Below are 17,783 nucleotides of genomic sequence, written 5' to 3' on the forward strand. Positions count from 1 at the left end.
TGAAAAGGAGCCGGCCTGAATGGGGTGGGGATGGCAGTTTGAACATTCGCTTCGACAAGCTCGGCGTGGTCATTGCGCTGCTGATCGCATACGGGGCGCTGGCCGCGCCATTTGCAACCTTTCGTGCTAACCGCATCGTACCTGGCGATGCAAAGGGCATCCTCGATGCCTTGCCCGATGGAGCAAGTTTGCTCCTTTTGGGGCTGATGGTCGGCGCGGCGCTGATCGTTCTTTTAAAGACGCCGACACGTCTTCGGCTGTTTGTCGCGGCAGCGGGTCTGGCTGCTATTGCCGTGTTCATCGGGATGGCTGCGACGTTTCTGACGCCGCCATCCAACACCTACGCCCGGGTTTCTCCGGCTTCCGGCTTCTGGATCCTGCTATTTTCCTTCGCCCTGCTTGCTGCCGATTCGATCACACGGCTGCGGCCGCTGCCGCTGGTCAGGGTCCTGCTTCTGGCGATCACGCTGGGTGGGGCCGCCGCGATCCTGATGTCGGGGCTGTGGGACGGGCTGTCGATTCTCAAGGAATATTCGGGCCGGGCCGATGTGTTCTGGCTGGAGGCCGGGAGGCATGTGAAACTGGCGCTTGGATCGCTGTTTGCCTCGGTTCTGGTCGGGCTGCCGCTCGGCATTCTCTGCCACCGGGTGGCGCCTTTGCGGGCTGGCGTGCTCAACACGCTGAATCTGATCCAGACGATACCGTCGATTGCCCTGTTCGGCATTCTCATCGCACCGCTTGGCTGGATCGCCGTCAACGTGCCGGGGGCCGCCGCCATCGGCATTCGCGGCATTGGTGCCGCTCCCGCCTTCGTCGCACTGTTTCTCTATTCACTGCTGCCGGTGGTCGCCAATACCGTGGTTGGCCTTGCGGGCGTGCCGCGCGAGGCAAACGAGGCTGCGCGGGGCATCGGCATGACGGATCGGCAGCGGCTGTTCGGGATCGAGTTTCCGCTGGCAATGCCGGTCATTCTCACCGGCATCCGTATCGTGCTGGTGCAGAATATCGGCCTTGCGACGATTGCAGCGCTGATCGGCGGCGGCGGTTTCGGCGTCTTCGTGTTCCAAGGTATCGGCCAGACGGCGATGGACTTGGTGCTGCTTGGGGCAGTGCCGACGGTCGTGCTGGCCTTCGCAGCGGCGATCGTGCTCGATGCGCTGATTGAAATGAACGCTCCTCAGCGAGAAACAAGCAGGGCCGCATGATCGAAATCAATGGGATCACCAAGCGCTATGACGACAGCACGGTCGTCAACAATGTGTCGATGATGATCGAGCCGCGCACCGTGACGGTCATTGTCGGCACGTCCGGCTCAGGCAAGACGACGCTGCTGCGGATGATCAACCGGCTGGTCGAGCCGACGGCCGGAACGATCCGTCTGGATGGTGAGGATAATCGCTCGATGCCGGGTTTCGAACTGCGCCGCCGGATCGGCTACGCCATCCAGGGACATGGGCTGTTTCCGCATCGCACCGTCGCGCAGAACATTGCCACGGTGCCGGTGCTGCTCGGCTGGGACAAGCCGCGAATCGATGCCAAGGTCACGGAGCTTCTGACGCTGTTTCAGCTTGATCCTGCCGCGTTTTCGGCGCGTTTTCCGCACGAGCTTTCTGGCGGCCAGCAGCAACGTGTCGGCGTGGCGCGGGCTTTGGCAGCCGAACCGAACGTGCTGTTGATGGATGAGCCCTTCGGTGCCCTCGATCCGATCATCCGGGCGAAGGCACAGGCGGACCTGCTGGCTATCCAGCGGTTGTTGGGCACGACGATCGTACTGGTCACGCATGACATGGACGAGGCGTTTCACCTCGCCCACAAGATCGCAGTGATGGATAAGGGCGCGCTTGTTCAATATGGTAAGCCCGCCGAACTGGTGAAAGATCCGGCAACCGAGTTCGTCCAGACGCTGATCGGTACCAGCGAGCGGCCGTTCCGGCTGCTGTCGATCGAAACCGCAGGCGATGCCGTCGAGCCGGGAGCGGCGGATGGAAAGCCGTTGGCGGAAACGGTGAGCCAGCGCGATGCGCTCTCCGAACTGCTGTGGACCGGCCGGGCAGCCTTGCCGGTCGCCGCTGCCGATGGCAGGATTCTTGGCCGGGTCACCTTGGAGGGGCTGACCAGGCGTGCAGCAAAAACGCAATGAAGGCCTGGATCCCGCATCTCCTGCGCGCGGCGCTGCTGGTTGTCCTGATCGCCTTTCTCCTGGCGCCCGGCTGGTTTGATCCGCTGTTGAAACCGTTGGTGCAGGAGAATGCGCCGGCGATCTACAATCAGGGCAGCCTGCTGACGCTGACGCTGCTGCATCTGCGCACCGTCGCCATTGCCACGACCGGTGCCATCATCGTCGCGGTGACGCTGGCCATTCTGGTCACGCGATCTTTCGGGGCGGAATTCCTGCCTTTGTCGCGCAGCCTGGTCAATGTCGGGCAGACATTTCCGCCGGTCGCCGTGCTGGCCTTAGCAGTGCCGGTTCTCGGTTTCGGCGAGAAGCCGACACTGGTGGCGCTGTTTCTCTATGGCTTGCTGCCGATCTTCGAAAACACGCTGACGGGACTGACGACCTTGCCGCCCTCGGTGATGGAGGCGGCCCGTGGCTCCGGCATGACGGATCGCCAGCGCCTCTTCAAGGTGGAATTGCCGCTGGCCATGCCGGTCATCCTGGCCGGCATCCGGCTGTCGGTCGTGATCAGTCTCGCCACCGCAACGATCGGCTCGACGGTGGCCGCCAAGACGCTGGGTGAAGTCATCATTGCCGGGCTGCAATCCAACAATATTGCTTTCGTTCTGCAGGGGGGCCTGATCGTCGGGGCTCTCGCCGTGCTGATCTATGACGGGTTTTCGGCGATCGAGCGTTTGCTGGCGCGGCGCGCAGGCCTCTCTGCACGGGCCTGATCCCGTGCCAACACTCTTTCTACGTCAATTGATCGACAGCGGCGATGACGCCGCGCAGTTCGGCAAGGCCCTTGAGGCGGCCAATGCAGGAATAGCCGGGATTGACCGTCTTTTTGTTGTCGTCGATCAACAGGTGGCCATGGTCGGGACGCATCGGAATGACGGTGTCGCTACGGCCTTCCGTCTCGCGCCGCCGCTCCTCGGCGCGCAAAATCGAGATCAGCGAGACCATGTTGACGTCACCGGCCAGATGCTCGGATTCGATGAAGGAGCCGTCCGGTTCCTTGGTGACATTGCGCAGATGGGCGAAATGGATGCGGCTGGCGAAGTGTTTTGCCATTCCGACGTCTTCGCCGCCGAGGTCTCCACCGTCAACGACAATACCGACAATATCTTCGAGGATCCGGCGGTGACGCGGTTTTCCGGCATCGAGGAGGACGAGGCGTCGCTGCATCTGCTGGTGGCGGATTATGCGGGATGGTTGCGGTAGGCGGCGAGCATCTGCCGGATGTTTTTAGTCGGAGTGGCGCTCCCAGTTTCCCCGTCATCCCGGACGTGTTCCGGGATCCAGCGCGCCGCGTCTGCGGCGCAAGGGATTCTTTATCCGTGTGGCAGGTGAGTTTTTTCACCGCGCGACGCGCGGTGGCTGGATGCCCGCCACGAGGGCGAGCATGACGGAGTGCAGAGAACCACCGGGTCAAACAATGGGCCTCAATGAGGCTTCACAGAATATCAAAGAACACGCAACAGCGGCCGCACCCGGGAAAACCGGTACGGTTGATCTGGTCAGTCGGAGGGCGCACGCAAATGCGGAACCTCGGGGTAGTTTAATAAAATGGCTCCGCATCTGCGTGGCCTTCGGCGTTTTTCGAGGCTTCCGGCCCCTTCAAATGCGGCACTGTCTCGCTGCACAGGAGAGAATCCTCCTGCTTGCATGGCTCAACCAAACCGGACCTGGCAGCCCGGGGGAGACATCTGAGGAGGCTCATTGACGAACCACCCGGCACGCATCACCCTGACCTTGACCGCACGTTACGGCTTTGGCACAGGGCGCCGGCTCCCACCTGCCCGCGACCGTCTCGCGAAACACTCCGGCGGTGGAAACAAGGATCATCATACGCCAGGATTTCAGAGCGGGGATGAACGGGGATAATTTTTTGCGGCTGATGCTGATTGTGGGTGGTGGCGATGTATATCGTAACAGCACAGAAACGCGCTGCAGTTGGGACGTGAAGCAAGTTTTAGATGATAGCCAAGCCATGCTACCTGCGCCGAAGGGTTTTACCGCGTTGAATCTGCCGCCGCAAAATGCGCCATCTGGTCTGCATGTGCCTTTTTAAACGACGGGCGGGCTATGGCGCGGGCAACATAATCGCGACAGGCGGGATATTTCACCAGTCCATCGAACCGATCGACGAGGCGTAGCACATCTGCCATCAGGATGTCGGCCACGGAAAAGCTTCCGGCCAGCCATTCGCATCCCGCCAGCACCGGCTCCAGGTGCATGAGCCGGTGCTGGTGAAGGAAGCCGTCAAATAGCTTCCATACGGGTGTGTCACCGGTGTTGCCGGAAAAGATAAACAGGGACCATGGCAGACTTGCCGCCTCGACGGAATTCAGACCCGCAAACAGCCATTCCTTAGCCTTGCTGCGACCGTGCGGATCGGCAGGCATCAGCGCGTCACTCCGCTCGCCGAGATGAAGGAGGATCGCGCCGCTCTCGAAGATCGAGATGTCTCCATCGGTCAGCCACGGCACCTGACCGAACGGTTGGTGGGCGAAATGTTCGGCAGTCCGATCGTCAAATGGAACGCTTTCGACCCGATAGGCCAACCCGGCCTCTTCCAGGGCCCAGCGCACTCTTATGTCACGCACATAGCCGCGCGGCATTTCGGGAACCCAGTCGAAGGTGGTGAGGATCAACTCGCTCATCTGGCATCTCCAAGAAAAACTGGCAGTTTATCGAGGAGGCCGCTCCAACCTGCCTCATGACTTTTGCGCGCTTCTTCGTCGGGGAGCTGCTCGTGGATGAGGGTTAGCTCGGTGCCGCCGTCAAATGGCTCAAGCAGAAACGTGACCAGCGACTCGCGCTCTGGCATCCCAGGCCATTCCCAGGTGAAAACAAGCTTCTTGTCTGGAATAACATCCTGATAGACCCCGGTGGGGTTATGCTCATCGCCGTTCAGCAGCCGGAATACCACGCTAAAGCGGCCTCCCGGTCGCACGTCCGCCTCAGCGCCAATCGTTGGCCCTGCATCCGGACCCCACCACTGCAACATGAGTTCGGGCTGTGTGATCGCCGCGTAAACCTTGGCAGGCGGGGCCTTAATTCTGCGTACAATTGTTACACTTGGAAGATTTTTGGTCATTGCCCGCCTTCCTCTTCCACAAGCGCAGCAAGCCGATCGATGCTCACCGTCCACAAGCGTTCATATCGATTGAGCCATTCCATTGCCGCTTGCATCGGCTCGACGGAAAGGTTCACCGAGACCGTGCGACCGGTTTTCGCCCGTGTGATCAACCCCGCCTCAGCCAAAACATCCAGATGCTTCATCATGCCTGGAAGCTTTTGCGAAAACGGCTTGGCCAGCTCGCTTATCGAAAGCCCGGGTTCATCGTTCAGCCGCAGCAGAATGGCTCGACGGGTGGGGTCGGCGAGCGCTGAGAATGTGCGGTCCATCTGTGAGGCTTGATAGTTCACCATGTGGTGAACTATTGCTGATTGCACCGTTGGAGTCAACTGGTCTGAGGGTTTCCGCCCAGAGCCATTAGGGTTTTGGTGCCGTCAGATAAAGCCGCATCACCCCTCGCGCGTCGATGCGGCCGTGACCGTCAGGGTCGTAAATCCGCTGATGGCGATGGCGGCGCGGGCGGGGGTCGGGATGGCGCCGCAGAGGCTGCCGGTGGTGATGATACGGCCCTTGGCGACGGGTTCGGTCAGGGCGTTGGCGAACAGCAGGAAGGCGGCGACGGGGTCGCCGTTGGGGTGTTTGCCGGGGCCGGTAAAGACGGTGTCGCCGTTGATGGTGATGGTCAGCGGATAGGCCTGGCCGGGTTCGATCATTGTCGCCGGCAGTTCTTCGCCCAGGACGTAGCCGGCATTGCCGAGACGGTCGGCGAGGAACAGCAGGGCAGGCGACTTGCCGCCGTCGTCCAGGCGGTGGCCGAGGAACTCGACGCCGGAAGAGATGGTGGCGACATGATCGAGCAGGGTTTCGCGGGTGTAGGGGGTACCGCCGGGGACGGCGAGATCCTTGCCGAGCACGAAGCAGATTTCCACCTCCAAGGCATCGACGGCGGGGCGCTCGAAGCCGGCGGTGCCAGATTCGCTGGCATGGGTGATATGCGCCATCGGCGCGGAGACCGAGCTGCCGTCCGGGCGGATCGCCACCTTGTAGCCGCCGGTCAACCAATTGTTCAGGGAGAGCGTTTCGCGCTGCACGGCAAAGGCTTCCGCTGAGGTGCTGGGTTCGGTCAGCGATGCGGAAGACAGCCGGATTCCCTGGCTATCGGCGTCCAACAACTGGCGGGCAAGCGTTTCGATGGTGGAACTGACGGGCATCTCTGTCTCCTGCTGATATCGGCGGTGCGTCATCCTTTCGACCATACCCGGCGCAAAAGGAAAACCCCGGAATTATTGTTCCGGGGCCTCCTTACCGCGCAACGGGGAGGGACGTTACGCGGCCTGGACCTTCTTCGACACGCGGGCCCATTCCGGGATCCAGGTGCCGTGGGCGGCGAGCAGGTCGTCGGTGAGCGACCAGATCTGGTCGAGATCAAGTTCGGCGGCCGTATGCGGATCCATCATGGCAGCATGATAGAGATGCTCACGGTTTTCGGTCATCATGGCTGCAACCGTCAGCTCCTGCACGTTGATATTGGTGCGGATCAGCGCGGTCAGTTGCGGCGGCAGGGCGCCGACATAGGTCGGCTGGATGCCGTTTTCATCGACCAGGCAGGGCACTTCGACGGCGCAATTGTCCGGCAGCGAGGTGATGCAGCCGTTGTTGCGCTGGTTGCCGTAGATCACCGAGGGTTCGCCGGTCCAGACCGAGTTCATGATCGATGAGGCGTATTCCTTGGATTGCTTGACCTCGATCTTGTCGGCGGAGCGATAGGCGGCGGCCTGACCCTTCCATTTTTCCACCTGCTCGATGCAGCGCTTGGGATATTCATCCAGTGGGATACCGAATTTCTCGATCAGGTCGGGACGGCCTTCCTTGATGAAATACGGCGTGTATTCGGCAAAATGCTCCGAGCTTTCGGTGACGAAATAGCCAAGCCGGGTCAGCATCTCGTAGCGCACCTTGTTGGGGCAGCGCGGGTTCCAGGTCGGTTTTGGTGCCCGGCCTTCGCGGTAGCCGCGCAGCAGATCGGGATAGAGATCGCGATAGGAGCCGTCCGGCTGGCGATGCTCGAACTTCAGGAAGAAGGCCATGTGGTTGATGCCGGCCGAACGATAGCGGATTTCCTCATAGGGAATGTCGAGATCAAGCGCCAGTTCCATTGCCGTGCCCTGGACCGAATGGCACAAGCCGACCTGCTTGATCTTCGGATATTTCTCCGCGATCGCCCAGGTGTTGATCGCCATCGGGTTGACGTATTGCAACAGGATCGCCTCGGGGCAGACCTGCATCATATCCTCGCAGATCGACCAGAGATGCGGCACGGTGCGCAGGCCGCGCATGATGCCGCCGACGCCGAGCGTATCGGCGATGGTTTGCCGCAGGCCGTATTTCTTCGGCACTTCGAAATCGGTGACCGTGCAGGGCTCGTAGCCGCCGATCTGGAAGGCGACGACGACGAAATCTGCGCCTTCGAGAGCCTTCCTTTGATTGGAATGCTGCTCGATGGTGGCCTTGGCACTGAGCGTCGAAATCAGCTTGCGGACGACGATTTCGCTTTCCTCCAGCCGCTGCGGATTGATGTCCATCAGGGCGATCCTGGCGCCCGACAGCGCCGGGCGCTGCAGCACGTCGCCGATGATGTTTTTCATGAACACGGTCGAGCCCGCGCCGATAAAGGTGATCTTGGGTTGTCTCGTCATGGATAAGCCTCTTTGCTTTAGGCGGCTACTTCGAAGGCGGCGCGGACGAGCCGTTCGGTGTAGGCGGTCTTGGGATGGGTAAGCACGTCTTCGACCGGGCCCTCTTCGACGATCCTGCCATGCTGCATCACCACCACCCGGTGGCAGAGCGCGCGTACGACTTTCAGATCGTGGGAGATGAAGAGGTAGCTCAGTCCTTTCTCGTCCTGCAGCTTGCGCAGCAGCTCGATGATCTGGGCCTGCACCGAGAGATCGAGCGCCGAAGTGGGCTCGTCGAGCAGGATGAATTCTGGCTCCAGTGCTATCGCACGGGCAATGGCGATACGCTGGCGCTGGCCGCCGGAGAATTCGTGCGGGAAGCGTGACAGGATATTGTTCGGCAGGCCGGCGCTGTTCAGCGCTTCCTTCACCCGCTCCAGACGCTCGTTGCGGGTTGCGCCGAGCCTGTTGACGATCAGGCCTTCCTCGATGATCTGGCCGACCGACATGCGCGGATTGAGCGAGGAGAACGGGTCCTGGAAGACGATCTGCATGCGCGAGCGCAAGGGACGCATTTCGTTGCGGGTCTTCTTTTCGATCGATTGGCCATCGAACAGGATTTCGCCGCCGTCTGCGGTGAGCAATTTTACCAGCGCCTGGCCGAAGGTGGTCTTTCCTGAGCCGGATTCGCCGACAATGCCGAGCGTCTCGTGGCGGTGAAGCTTGATCGACAGGCTGTCGACCGCGACCAGCTCCTTCAGCTGCGGCTTGAAGAAGCCACCGTGCTTGAGCATGAAGGAGACGCGCACATTGCGGCCTTCGAGGATGGCGGCGGAATCGACCGGCATCGGATTGGCCATGCCTTTCGGCTCGGAATTGAGCAGGTGGCGGGTATAGGGATGCTGCGGGTTCTGGAAGAGCGCAGATGTGGTGTTGTGTTCCTTCACCTCGCCGTTCTGCATGACATAGACGTAGTCGGAGAACTGCCGCACGACGGTGAGGTCATGCGTGATCAGGATCACCGCCATGCCGAGCGTCTTCTGCAGGTCGCGGATGAGGTTGAGGATCTGCGCCTGCACGGTGACGTCGAGTGCGGTGGTCGGCTCGTCGGCGATCAGAACGTCGGGGCTGTTGGCGAGCGCCATGGCGATCATGATGCGCTGGCGCTGGCCGCCGGACAGCTGGTGCGGATACTGGTTGAGACGGGCTTCCGGATCCGGGATCTGCACCTGGCGCAACAGTTCCAGCGTGCGTTCCATCGCCTGTTTGCGGCTCATCTTCTGGTGCACGCGGATCGCTTCGATGATCTGGGCGCCGATCGTGTAGACGGGGTTGAGCGAGCTCATCGGCTCCTGGAAGATCATCGAGATGCGGTTGCCGCGCAGCGCCCGGCGCTGGCGGTCGGAGAATTTCAGCACGTTCTTGCCGTCATAGGCGATGCTCGATTTGTCTGAGACCGAGGCGCGCTTGGTGAGCAGGCCCATGACCGTGCGGGCGGTTACCGATTTTCCCGAGCCGGATTCGCCGACAACCGCGATGGTCTCGCCGCGATAGAGCTGGAAGGAGACGTTCTTCACCGCATCGACCGATCCGCCCTCGACCTTGAAGGTGACGGCGACGTGGCGGGCGTCGATGATCGGCGCACCGACGGATGCGGCATGGTCGTGCCGTTGTTCGGGGGCAAGCAGGCTGATGTCCACGAGTGCCATGGTCGTCTCCTCAGTACGGGTCGACGGCGTCGCGCAGGCCGTCGCCCAGCGCATTGAACGCAAAGACGGTGATCAGCACGAAGGCCACGGGGGAAAGGATCCACGGATAGGACCCGATGACGGAATAGGTGGCGGTATCCTGCAGCATCAGCCCCCAGGACATCAGCGGCGGTTTGACCGCAAAGCCGAGGAAGCCGAGGAAGGATTCGAGCAGAACGACGCTTGGGATTGCCAGCGTCACCGAGACGATCACGTGGCTCATCACATTGGGGAAAATGTGCTGGAAGATGATGCGCCTATCGGTGGCGCCGATGGCCATGGCGGCCCGCACATATTCGATCCGGGCGAGCGCCAGCGTCTTGCCGCGCACCTCGCGCGACATCTGCGCCCAGCCGAGCGCCGACATGACGAAGATGACGAAGGCGAGGAAGACGTGGGTCGGCGCCGTCACCGGGATCAGCGAGGTCAGCGCCAGATAGAGCGGCAATTGCGGGAAGGCGAGAACCAGCTCGACGAAACGCTGCATCCAGATATCGAAGCGGCCGCCGAAATAGCCCGAGACCATGCCGACCGTGGTGCCGACGACGGTGACGATGAACACCACCGTCAGCGCGATCATCAGCGAAACGCGGGAGCCGTAGAAGATGCGCGACAGGACATCGCGGCCGAACTTGTCGGTGCCGAGGAAATTGACCGGCGTGCCGTCTGTGGCGCCGAAGAAATGGCGGTCGGTCGGGATCAGGCCGAGCAGGCGGTAGCCAAAACCCTTGACGAAGAAACCGAGATTTTTCGGGTTGGCATAATCCGGACCGACGATCGGCTGGAAGGTGATCGGGTCAAGCTCGGTGCCTTCGCCGATCTGATAGGCGCGCGGCCAGACGAGGTTGCCCTCCTGGTCGGTGATCGAGATCGTCTGCGGCGGGGCGAAGGCGACGCCGGTGAGTTTTGGATCGACGGGAGAAAAGAACTCGGCAAAGATCGTCATCAGCATCAAGAGGCAGACGAGGACGAGGCCCGCCATGCCGGTCCAGGAGCGTTTCAGGCGGCGCCAGACCAGCGCCGAATAGGTCTCGTTGCCGTGGCTGGCCGGCGGCGCCGGGACGACGATGGTTGTTTGGACATCGGCTTTCATGCGTGCGCTCCTCCGCCCAGACGGACGCGCGGATCGAGCAGCGCCAAAAGCATGTCGGCGATGATGTTGCCGACGATCAGGGTTGCGGACAGAACCAGCATGAAGGTCGCGGTGACGTAGACGTCACCGACCCACATGGAGCCGACAATGGCCGGGCCGACGGTCGGCAGCGCGAAGATGATCGCGGTCTCGATCTCGCCGGTCAGCATGTAGGGCAGCACGACGCCCTGATACATGACCAGCGGATGCAGCGCGTTCGGTACCGCGTGGCGCATGATGACGGCGCGTTCGGAGAGACCCTTGGCACGCGCGGTCTCGACATATTGGGCGTTCAGCGTATCGAGCAGATTGCCGCGCATCACCCGCATATTGTAGGCGAGGCCGCCGAATGTGGCGATGGCGATGACCGGCCAGACATGTTTCAGGAGATCGACGAACTTGTCCCAGGACCAGGGGGCGCCGCCATATTTGGCGGAGTGGAAGCTGTTGATCTCGGTGACGTTGAAATGGAACACCATGATGTAGACGATGATCAGCGCCATCAGAAAGCGCGGCACCGTCATGCCGAGGAAGGATATGCCGGAGAGCAGGCTGTCGACCCAGGTATATTGCCGGGTGGCTGCAAGGATACCGAAGGTGATGCCGATGATGGAGGCGAGGATATGGCAGACCAGCGCCAAAGCCAGCGTGCGCGGCAGGCGCTCGCCGACGACCTCGGAAACGGGCTTGTTGTAGAACAGGCTATGGCCGAAATCGCCGCGGGTGACGATGCCGGTGATCCAGTTGACGTACTGGACGACCATCGGCTTATCCAGACCGTTGGCGATCTTGTAGGCCTGCGCCTGGGCGTCGGCTTCCTCGAAGGATGCGCCGCCCTGGTTGATCATCTGCGACCGGATATAGTCGCTATAGTCGCCCGGCGGTGCCTGGATGATCGCGAAGGTGACGATGCTGAGCACGAAAAGAACGGGTATGGCTGACGCGATGCGCACAAGCAGAAATCGGAACATGGCTGTTAGGTTCTCTTGTGTGTTTCGGGATTTCTCCAGGCCGGGCTTTTGGCGCGGCCTGGGAAGCGAGTTTGCAGATCAGTTCATCGGGCCTTTTTCGCCGGGTTTGCCGGGCAGCTGCTGCGGGAACAGTTCGTAGTCTCCCTGCTTGTTGGCGGCGACGAACACCCGCTCGCGGATGATCGTGTCTTCCGCCCAGTTGAACATGAAGATCGGCGCACCGACCGGAATGTTGGAGAAGCGCTTGTTGACGATCAGCGCGCCCGGATATTCGGTAAGCCCGACCGAGTTGACATTGGTGGTGGCGACCTTCTGGTACTGTTTCATCAGCTCCGTCCGCTCGTCATTGTCGTTTGAGGCAATGAACTTGTTGACGATATCGACAAGCTCCTGTTCGAACGGCATCAGATCAAGCTGTCCGCCTTCCGGCACCCGGTGGTTCCAGCTGGTGCGGGGACCGGTTGCGGCCAACTGCGGGGTGTTCTGCACCACGGATGACAGCTCGGCGCCGTTGCGCAGCACCATCCAGTCCCAACGGCCGCCGTAGTTGGCCGCATCGCGCTGCTTGCCGTCAAGCGCGTTGAGCACGACGCGGATGCCCAGCTGCTCCATCTGGCCGACGACGCCCTCGGCGAGGTTCTTGTCGGTATTATAGTCGGAGGTGACCAAAAGCACGACCTCGACGTCCTTGCCGCCCAGCTTGTCTGCCGGATAGTTGACGAAGCCGTTGCCGTCCGTGTCTTTCAGGCCGGCCTTTTCGAGCAGCGCCTTGGCGCCTTCCAGATCGAACGGATAATAGACCGTCGACTGGCGGTCGTAGAAGCTGGTGCCAGATGACAAGCCGCCCGGATAGATCGCGGTGAACGGGCCTTTGACCAGAGATTCGCCGATCTTCTTGCGATCGACCGCCATGGTGATGGCCTTGCGGAAGTCTTCATTGCGGTTGAGCTCGCGTACGGCCTGGCCGCGTTCGTCCGGCTCGCCCCAGCCATTGCCGGAGAAGTTCATATAAAGATTGTAGCCGATCAAGCGGGCGCCGAAGGCGAGGCGGGCCGGTGCCGTTTCCTGCGCCGCGCGTTTCAGGCTTTCGACGAAATTCTCGGGCTGTTCGAGATTGGAGAAGTCGCCAGAGCCGGCAATCGCCTGCACGTCACGGTCGGCCCAGGTCGAGAGCTTATAGTGCAGCTCGTTGAGATAGGGCAGCTGGTTGCCGGCTTCGTCGACTTTCCAATAATAGGGATTGCGGCGCATGACGATGATGTCGTCCGGGCGGTATTCGACGGGAACCCAGGCACCCATGATCGGAATATTCAGGTATTCCGGCGGGAAGCCATTCTTGTATTGGTCGTAGGTGAAGCCCTTGGCGTATTTCGGATGCTTGGTCTTGAGGATATGGGCCGGACCCGGGCAGAACGTGCCATAGGCCATGGAATAGAGATATTGGCGGGGAAAGGCGTCCTTGAAGGTCCATTCGACGGTGTTGGCATCGATGGCTTTCAGTGTCGTGCCTTCGCCGAAGGTTTCCGGCGTTGCGCCATTCAGCGGCGAGACGTTCGGGTCGACGACGTTGTCGTCCCAGTAGAACATCACGTCTTCGGAGGAAAAGGGAACGCCATCCGACCATTTGGCGCCTTCGATCAGGTGCATGGTCAGCTTGTGGCCGTCTTCCGACCATTCCCAGCTTTTTGCCAGGTTCGGAAGGGGTTCAACGTCCTTGGCCTCGACCTGATAGAGCGGTGCCGTGCGCGTCAGGCATTCGGACATCTCGATATCGATGCCGCCCCAGCCTTGCGTCTGTCCGGCGGAATAGTTCCAGCCTTCCGGACGTCCGCCGATGACATGGCGCATCGTGTCACCATAAACGCCGACTCCATCCGGCATATTGCCGGTCTTGAACACCAGCGGTTCCTTCGGCAGGCGCTCGGCGACCGGCGGCAGTTTTCCGGTCTTGACGAATTTCTCGGTGACCCAGTCGGGCTCGTGATATTCGGGCAGCGCCTTGTATTCGAGGATGGAATCGCGCGGCACATAGGTGATCTTGCCCTGCGCCGGGAAAGCCGGCTGTTCCGGCACCACGGTCGGCTCGGAAGCCGTGGCCGTGACCGTGAATGCCGACACGCCCAAAAGCAGCGCGCTGGTCGTTTTCAGATGGCGAAAGCTGTTCATTGTCGTTGTTTCTCCCTCATGCTTCAGGCCGGCCCGGTATGGGCGGCTCTCCTCCTAAAAGCACCCGGCGGAACAGCATCATGCCGTCTGCCGGAAGAGAGCGGGCGACGGATCGCCCACTCCCAGACCTGCCTCCTCCTCAGGAAAACGGGTCTTACGCGTTTGGCGCTGCAGCTCAGCTTGCAGCTTTAAGCTTCGTTGCTTCCTTCTCGGCGCGCAGCTCGTCGATCGAGCGGACCTCGCGGCGGGCAACGCCCTTCCAGTCGCGGGTCTTGACGGTTCCCTTGGCCAGGCGCTCCTTGGCGGCAGGGACAGCGTGGGCATATTGCGGCAGCCACTCGGCCTGGGCGATAACCATTTCATCGACCATCTGCCAGACCTCTTCCGGCGTGCAGATGGCGCCGACCAGCGGATCGTGCAGCACGGCCAGCTTCAAGAGATCGATGTCACCGGAGATGGCGGCGTGAACCGACATGCGCTGGACATTGATCGAGGACATGCAGGTGGCGGCGCAGGCTTCCGGCAGCGTGATGCCGGCGACCATGTTGATGCCGAAGCGATCAACGAAGCCAGGGCTCTCGATGATCGCGTCGGACGGCAGGTTGGTGATGACGCCATTGTTCTTGACGTTGAAATGGCCGCGGTAGACACGCCCGGTTTCCAACGCTTCGAGAATATGGCTGGCATGTTCGTTGGAACGGCGGGCCGGATCGATCGGTTTGCCTGCGTCTTCCAGGAACTGCGGATATTCTGTCTCGAACCAGTTGCGGGTTTCGGTCGAATGGCGCAGATAACCGCCGGTTTCGCCGTGGATCCAGTCGGACATATCGATCCAGCGGGTAATTTCCTCCGGCCGCTTGCGGTACCAGGGCAGGTATTCCGACAGATGGCCGTTGCTCTCGGTGGAATAGACGCCGAAGCGCTTCAAGACGTCGATACGCAGCTTTTCCTGCTGCGAGAAGACCGGGTGCGCCTCAAAGGCTGCAACCAGCTCATCCTTGCCGATCCTGCTGCCCTTGACGCGGACATCGGTAAACCAGGTCTGGTGGTTGATGCCGGAGCAGACGTAATCCAGTTCGCCATCCTTGGCGCCGAGGATTTCGGCGATCTGTTCGGCGCCGTGCTGGACGCCATGGCAGAGGCCGATCGTATCGACCTTGCCATATTCGATCGCCGCCCAAGTGTTCATCGCCATCGGGTTTGCATAGTTGAGGAATTTCGCGCCGGGCTCGGCCAGCTCGCGGATGTCCTTGCAGAAATCGAGGATGACCGGGATGTTGCGCTGGCCATAGAGAATGCCGCCGGCACAGATCGTGTCGCCGACGCATTGGTCGACGCCGTATTTCAAAGGAATGCGGATATCGTCGGCATAGGCAGCCAGTCCGCCGACACGCACGCAACTGATGATGTAGCGCGCACCGGCGATTGCCTCGCGGCGGTCGGTCGAGGCCGTCACCTTGGCCGGCAGGTTGTTGGATGACACGATCTTGTCGAGGATCGACTTGATCATGCCGAGATTGTGCTCGCTGATATCAGTGAGCGCGAACTCGACATCGCGGAATTCCGGCACGCAGAGAATGTCGGTGAAAAGTTTCTTGGTGAAGCCGACGCTGCCGGCGCCGATTATGGCTATCTTGAAGCTGCTCATGCTGTCCTCGTCGCTGGTCAATTGGTCCGGAAAAACGGAGTGGGTAAAATCCATGCACGGAAAACAAGGCGCCTCTGGCGCATGTTGCCTGCCAGGCCTCCCTGCCGATACCACTCTAACGGGTTCATTTCGCCTTGTTGAAGGGCATCTTGCTTTGTTGAGGGGCATTATGCGTATAATGAAAGGTGCCGCCAGAGAGGTATTGTGCTTTCATGGGTAATTCTATGCTGAAACGACTGATCGAGAATGGACCGGTGATGCGGACGGTTTCTTTGCCGCGCGGACGCCACAGCCTGCACGCGATGCCGACCAGCACGGGTTACGAAATTCGCACTGATTCAACCTATGACTGGGATGGGCGCAAGCGCGGCCAGACACCGTTTACCGTGCTGCAGCATACGATTGGCGGAGCCGGAAACCTGCGCTATGAGAACCGTACCTACCGCGTGCGCGGGGGCGAGACCCTGCTGGTGCTGGTGCCGCACAATCACCGCTACTGGCTGGAGCAGGACGGCCGCTGGGAGTTCTTCTGGATTTCAATGAATGGCGAGGAGGCGCTCCGCGTCAACAAGGCCATTCTGGCGACGACCGGGCCGATCCTCAACCTGAAACCGGAGACGATCGAGCGCCTTGCCGATTGCAGCTTGCGTTTGATTTCTGGCGGTGCCGATGCACCGGGCAGTGCCTCGGCCATCGCCTACGAATCGGCGATGGTGCTGTACGACGATGTTTTCGGCTCGCATCCGGTTTTCAGCCAGGAATACCGGACGATGCAGCATGTCATCGACCATATCATGGCCAATTTGCAGCATCCGCTGACAGTCGAGAAACTGGCCGATGTCTCCGGTCTCAGCCGGGCGCATTTTTCGCGGGTGTTTGCAGCCAGCGAAGGCATGCCGCCGGCGGAATTCGTGCTGCGCAAGCGACTGCAACGCGCCACCAAGCTTTTGACCAAGGCCGCGCATCTGTCGGTTAAGGAAGTGGCTGTGATGTCGGGTTTCGAGAATCCGAACTATTTTGCAAAGGTGTTCCGCCGCTATTTTGGCGCCAGCCCGACGGAATTCCGCACCACGGGCATGTATTCCAGCATTGCCACCAATGGCCGGGCTTCGGCGTCGGCGGACTAACTCGGGCGGATCAGCCGGTCAGTAGAACAGGTGCCAGGGTGTCAGAAACGCGCGGCTCAATTCCTGATCGCGCTCCTGTTCGAATTCGGTCTGCTCTTCACGGCTCTGGCGAACCGGCATTTCGACACGGATGGCTTTTTCCTTTTTCGCCGGAGGCGTCAGGTAGCCGAGGGTCATTCCGCCGTGATAAAACATTCCGTTCTCCGCTGTTTCCCTGGATCCGTTAACGGTCGTCAACACAATCCTGACACAATTGCACGCCCTGTCAATAGTCCATAAAATCACTGTCTTATTGTTCATTGCTGCGCTTCGGCATCATCCTACCGTCGCAGAAAACCCTGGTTCTCGACAAATAATATAATCTATAAATTTTATGATGATTGAAAAACCGATCCAGCTTCACCGGCGGTGGCGGGCATTCTTTGCTTGAGACAGGGTCGTCTTTCGTGCGTAAATCCATGACCATGAATGAGACGGCAAAAGAGTGGACCCGCATGAATGTCGCTTTGAGAAATTCGCTGGAGCGGATCGCCCCGCGCCAGGAGCAGGCCTTTTCCCATGTGGCGGATGAGGATGCCTTGAAATCGGCCATGCGGCGAATGTCGGGCGGTGTCTCCGTGATCACCGCCGGCGTCGGCGACGAGCGCACCGGCGCGACCGTGACCTCGGCCACTGCGCTGTCCGTCGATCCGCCGACAATGATCGTCAATATCAACCGCAGTTCATCGAGCTGGCCGATCATCCGCCGCTATGGGCATTTCTGCGTCAATATCCTCAGCGCCGAGCAGCAGGACATCGCCGACCGGTTTGCCGGCAAGGGCGGTTTAAAGGGGATCGAGCGCTATGACGGGGCCGAATGGTTTACGCTGGCGAGCGGGGCTTCGGTTCTGCGCGGCGCGTTGGCCGGGATCGATTGCGAAGTCGATGAGATCATCGAACGCCACAGCCACGCGATCATTCTGGGCCGGGTCGTTTCCATCGTCGCGGGTGACGGACACTCGCTGGTCTACAGCAATGGCCGTTATGGCCGGGTATCCCTCTAGACTAAAATGCCCCGCCCGAGGCGACCCGGGCGA

16 protein-coding genes and 2 pseudogenes are annotated in these 17,783 nt (G+C 60.8%); 6 read left to right on the top strand and 12 right to left on the bottom strand.

All coding sequences use genetic code 11. The features are described from left to right. Nucleotides 1–38: 38 nt before the first annotated feature. The 3 genes from ACP7BS_RS13475 to ACP7BS_RS13485 are packed head-to-tail and all read left to right on the top strand — an operon-like array spanning nt 39 to nt 2,889. The gene (locus ACP7BS_RS13475) at nt 39–1,205 is read left to right on the top strand and encodes an ABC transporter permease (RefSeq protein ID WP_426238503.1); all 1,167 of its coding nucleotides are present in this window, start codon (nt 39–41) and stop codon (nt 1,203–1,205) included. Further along, entirely contained in the window at nt 1,202–2,140 is a 939-nt protein-coding gene (locus tag ACP7BS_RS13480; protein ID WP_426238504.1) for an ABC transporter ATP-binding protein, read from the top strand. Before ACP7BS_RS13475 ends, ACP7BS_RS13480 begins: the two co-directional genes overlap by 4 nt. Further along, the gene (locus ACP7BS_RS13485; protein WP_426238505.1) at nt 2,137–2,889 is read left to right on the top strand and encodes an ABC transporter permease; all 753 of its coding nucleotides are present in this window, start codon (nt 2,137–2,139) and stop codon (nt 2,887–2,889) included. Before ACP7BS_RS13480 ends, ACP7BS_RS13485 begins: the two co-directional genes overlap by 4 nt. A 19-nt stretch (nt 2,890–2,908) precedes the next feature. Here the strand turns inward: ACP7BS_RS13485 and ACP7BS_RS13490 are convergent. Beyond that, a pseudogene (locus ACP7BS_RS13490) lies at nt 2,909–3,235 on the bottom strand (mannonate dehydratase); the annotation flags it as partial. On the opposite strand from ACP7BS_RS13490, the pseudogene ACP7BS_RS13495 reads away from it, so the two are divergent. Further along, nucleotides 3,233–3,379, top strand: a pseudogene (locus ACP7BS_RS13495) (D-lyxose/D-mannose family sugar isomerase); the annotation flags it as partial. The pseudogenes ACP7BS_RS13490 and ACP7BS_RS13495 sit on opposite strands and share 3 nt — an antisense overlap. Nucleotides 3,380–4,170: 791 nt before the next feature. Here ACP7BS_RS13495 and ACP7BS_RS13500 read toward each other — a convergent pair. From ACP7BS_RS13500 to ACP7BS_RS13545, 10 genes are all read right to left on the bottom strand, one after another. Next, a complete protein-coding gene (locus tag ACP7BS_RS13500; protein ID WP_426238506.1) occupies nt 4,171–4,821 on the bottom strand; it encodes a glutathione S-transferase family protein in 651 nt (216 codons plus the stop codon). Beyond that, nucleotides 4,818–5,258, bottom strand: coding sequence for an SRPBCC family protein (locus ACP7BS_RS13505; RefSeq protein ID WP_426238507.1), 441 nt, complete (start codon nt 5,256–5,258; stop codon nt 4,818–4,820). The genes ACP7BS_RS13500 and ACP7BS_RS13505 overlap by 4 nt, the downstream gene beginning before the upstream one ends. Next, nucleotides 5,255–5,593 (bottom strand): ArsR/SmtB family transcription factor, encoded by a 339-nt coding sequence (locus ACP7BS_RS13510; protein ID WP_426238508.1) that lies wholly within the window; start codon nt 5,591–5,593, stop codon nt 5,255–5,257. The genes ACP7BS_RS13505 and ACP7BS_RS13510 overlap by 4 nt, the downstream gene beginning before the upstream one ends. A gap of 96 nt (nt 5,594–5,689) precedes the next feature. Further along, on the bottom strand, nt 5,690–6,451 hold the full coding sequence (locus ACP7BS_RS13515; RefSeq protein WP_426238509.1) for a hypothetical protein: 762 nt from the start codon (nt 6,449–6,451) through the stop codon (nt 5,690–5,692). A 114-nt stretch (nt 6,452–6,565) separates the two neighbouring features. Further along, nucleotides 6,566–7,936 (bottom strand): alpha-glucosidase/alpha-galactosidase, encoded by a 1,371-nt coding sequence (locus ACP7BS_RS13520; RefSeq protein ID WP_426238510.1) that lies wholly within the window; start codon nt 7,934–7,936, stop codon nt 6,566–6,568. A gap of 17 nt (nt 7,937–7,953) precedes the next feature. Then, nucleotides 7,954–9,624: an ABC transporter ATP-binding protein gene (locus ACP7BS_RS13525; protein WP_426238511.1), complete on the bottom strand. Its 1,671-nt coding sequence runs from the start codon at nt 9,622–9,624 to the stop codon at nt 7,954–7,956. A 10-nt stretch (nt 9,625–9,634) separates the two neighbouring features. After that, nucleotides 9,635–10,756 (bottom strand): ABC transporter permease, encoded by a 1,122-nt coding sequence (locus tag ACP7BS_RS13530; RefSeq protein ID WP_426238512.1) that lies wholly within the window; start codon nt 10,754–10,756, stop codon nt 9,635–9,637. Then, the gene (locus tag ACP7BS_RS13535; protein WP_426238513.1) at nt 10,753–11,766 is read right to left on the bottom strand and encodes an ABC transporter permease; all 1,014 of its coding nucleotides are present in this window, start codon (nt 11,764–11,766) and stop codon (nt 10,753–10,755) included. Before ACP7BS_RS13535 ends, ACP7BS_RS13530 begins: the two co-directional genes overlap by 4 nt. A 78-nt stretch (nt 11,767–11,844) precedes the next feature. Next, complete coding sequence (locus ACP7BS_RS13540) at nt 11,845–13,932, bottom strand: ABC transporter substrate-binding protein (protein ID WP_426238514.1); 2,088 nt, start codon at nt 13,930–13,932, stop codon at nt 11,845–11,847. A gap of 175 nt (nt 13,933–14,107) precedes the next feature. Further along, complete coding sequence (locus ACP7BS_RS13545) at nt 14,108–15,580, bottom strand: alpha-glucosidase/alpha-galactosidase (RefSeq protein WP_426238515.1); 1,473 nt, start codon at nt 15,578–15,580, stop codon at nt 14,108–14,110. Nucleotides 15,581–15,792: 212 nt separating this feature from the next. Here ACP7BS_RS13545 and ACP7BS_RS13550 point away from each other — a divergent pair, with 212 nt between their 5' ends. After that, on the top strand, nt 15,793–16,707 hold the full coding sequence (locus ACP7BS_RS13550) for a helix-turn-helix domain-containing protein (RefSeq protein WP_426238516.1): 915 nt from the start codon (nt 15,793–15,795) through the stop codon (nt 16,705–16,707). Between the two features lie 18 nt (nt 16,708–16,725). Here the strand turns inward: ACP7BS_RS13550 and ACP7BS_RS13555 are convergent, their stop codons facing one another. Further along, nucleotides 16,726–16,902: a hypothetical protein gene (locus ACP7BS_RS13555; protein WP_197065601.1), complete on the bottom strand. Its 177-nt coding sequence runs from the start codon at nt 16,900–16,902 to the stop codon at nt 16,726–16,728. A gap of 263 nt (nt 16,903–17,165) precedes the next feature. Here ACP7BS_RS13555 and ACP7BS_RS13560 point away from each other — a divergent pair, with 263 nt between their 5' ends. After that, nucleotides 17,166–17,750 carry a flavin reductase family protein gene (locus ACP7BS_RS13560; protein ID WP_426238517.1) on the top strand — a complete coding sequence of 195 codons (585 nt, stop codon included), beginning with the start codon at nt 17,166–17,168 and terminating at the stop codon, nt 17,748–17,750. Nucleotides 17,751–17,783: the final 33 nt, after the last annotated feature.

Source organism: Pararhizobium sp. DWP1-1-3, from assembly GCF_049896125.1.
Classification (GTDB): domain Bacteria; phylum Pseudomonadota; class Alphaproteobacteria; order Rhizobiales; family Rhizobiaceae; genus Pararhizobium.

Coding starts and splice junctions, on each gene's coding strand:
- ACP7BS_RS13505 (WP_426238507.1), bottom strand. CDS start 5,258: ATGACCAAAAATCTTCCAAGTGTAACAATTGTACGCAGAATTAAGGCC.
- ACP7BS_RS13545 (WP_426238515.1), bottom strand. CDS start 15,580: ATGAGCAGCTTCAAGATAGCCATAATCGGCGCCGGCAGCGTCGGCTTC.
- ACP7BS_RS13560 (WP_426238517.1), top strand. CDS start 17,166: ATGACCATGAATGAGACGGCAAAAGAGTGGACCCGCATGAATGTCGCT.
- ACP7BS_RS13555 (WP_197065601.1), bottom strand. CDS start 16,902: ATGTTTTATCACGGCGGAATGACCCTCGGCTACCTGACGCCTCCGGCG.
- ACP7BS_RS13540 (WP_426238514.1), bottom strand. CDS start 13,932: ATGAACAGCTTTCGCCATCTGAAAACGACCAGCGCGCTGCTTTTGGGC.
- ACP7BS_RS13535 (WP_426238513.1), bottom strand. CDS start 11,766: ATGTTCCGATTTCTGCTTGTGCGCATCGCGTCAGCCATACCCGTTCTT.
- ACP7BS_RS13500 (WP_426238506.1), bottom strand. CDS start 4,821: ATGAGCGAGTTGATCCTCACCACCTTCGACTGGGTTCCCGAAATGCCG.
- ACP7BS_RS13510 (WP_426238508.1), bottom strand. CDS start 5,593: ATGGTGAACTATCAAGCCTCACAGATGGACCGCACATTCTCAGCGCTC.
- ACP7BS_RS13520 (WP_426238510.1), bottom strand. CDS start 7,936: ATGACGAGACAACCCAAGATCACCTTTATCGGCGCGGGCTCGACCGTG.
- ACP7BS_RS13480 (WP_426238504.1), top strand. CDS start 1,202: ATGATCGAAATCAATGGGATCACCAAGCGCTATGACGACAGCACGGTC.
- ACP7BS_RS13485 (WP_426238505.1), top strand. CDS start 2,137: ATGAAGGCCTGGATCCCGCATCTCCTGCGCGCGGCGCTGCTGGTTGTC.
- ACP7BS_RS13550 (WP_426238516.1), top strand. CDS start 15,793: ATGGGTAATTCTATGCTGAAACGACTGATCGAGAATGGACCGGTGATG.
- ACP7BS_RS13515 (WP_426238509.1), bottom strand. CDS start 6,451: ATGCCCGTCAGTTCCACCATCGAAACGCTTGCCCGCCAGTTGTTGGAC.
- ACP7BS_RS13525 (WP_426238511.1), bottom strand. CDS start 9,624: ATGGCACTCGTGGACATCAGCCTGCTTGCCCCCGAACAACGGCACGAC.
- ACP7BS_RS13530 (WP_426238512.1), bottom strand. CDS start 10,756: ATGAAAGCCGATGTCCAAACAACCATCGTCGTCCCGGCGCCGCCGGCC.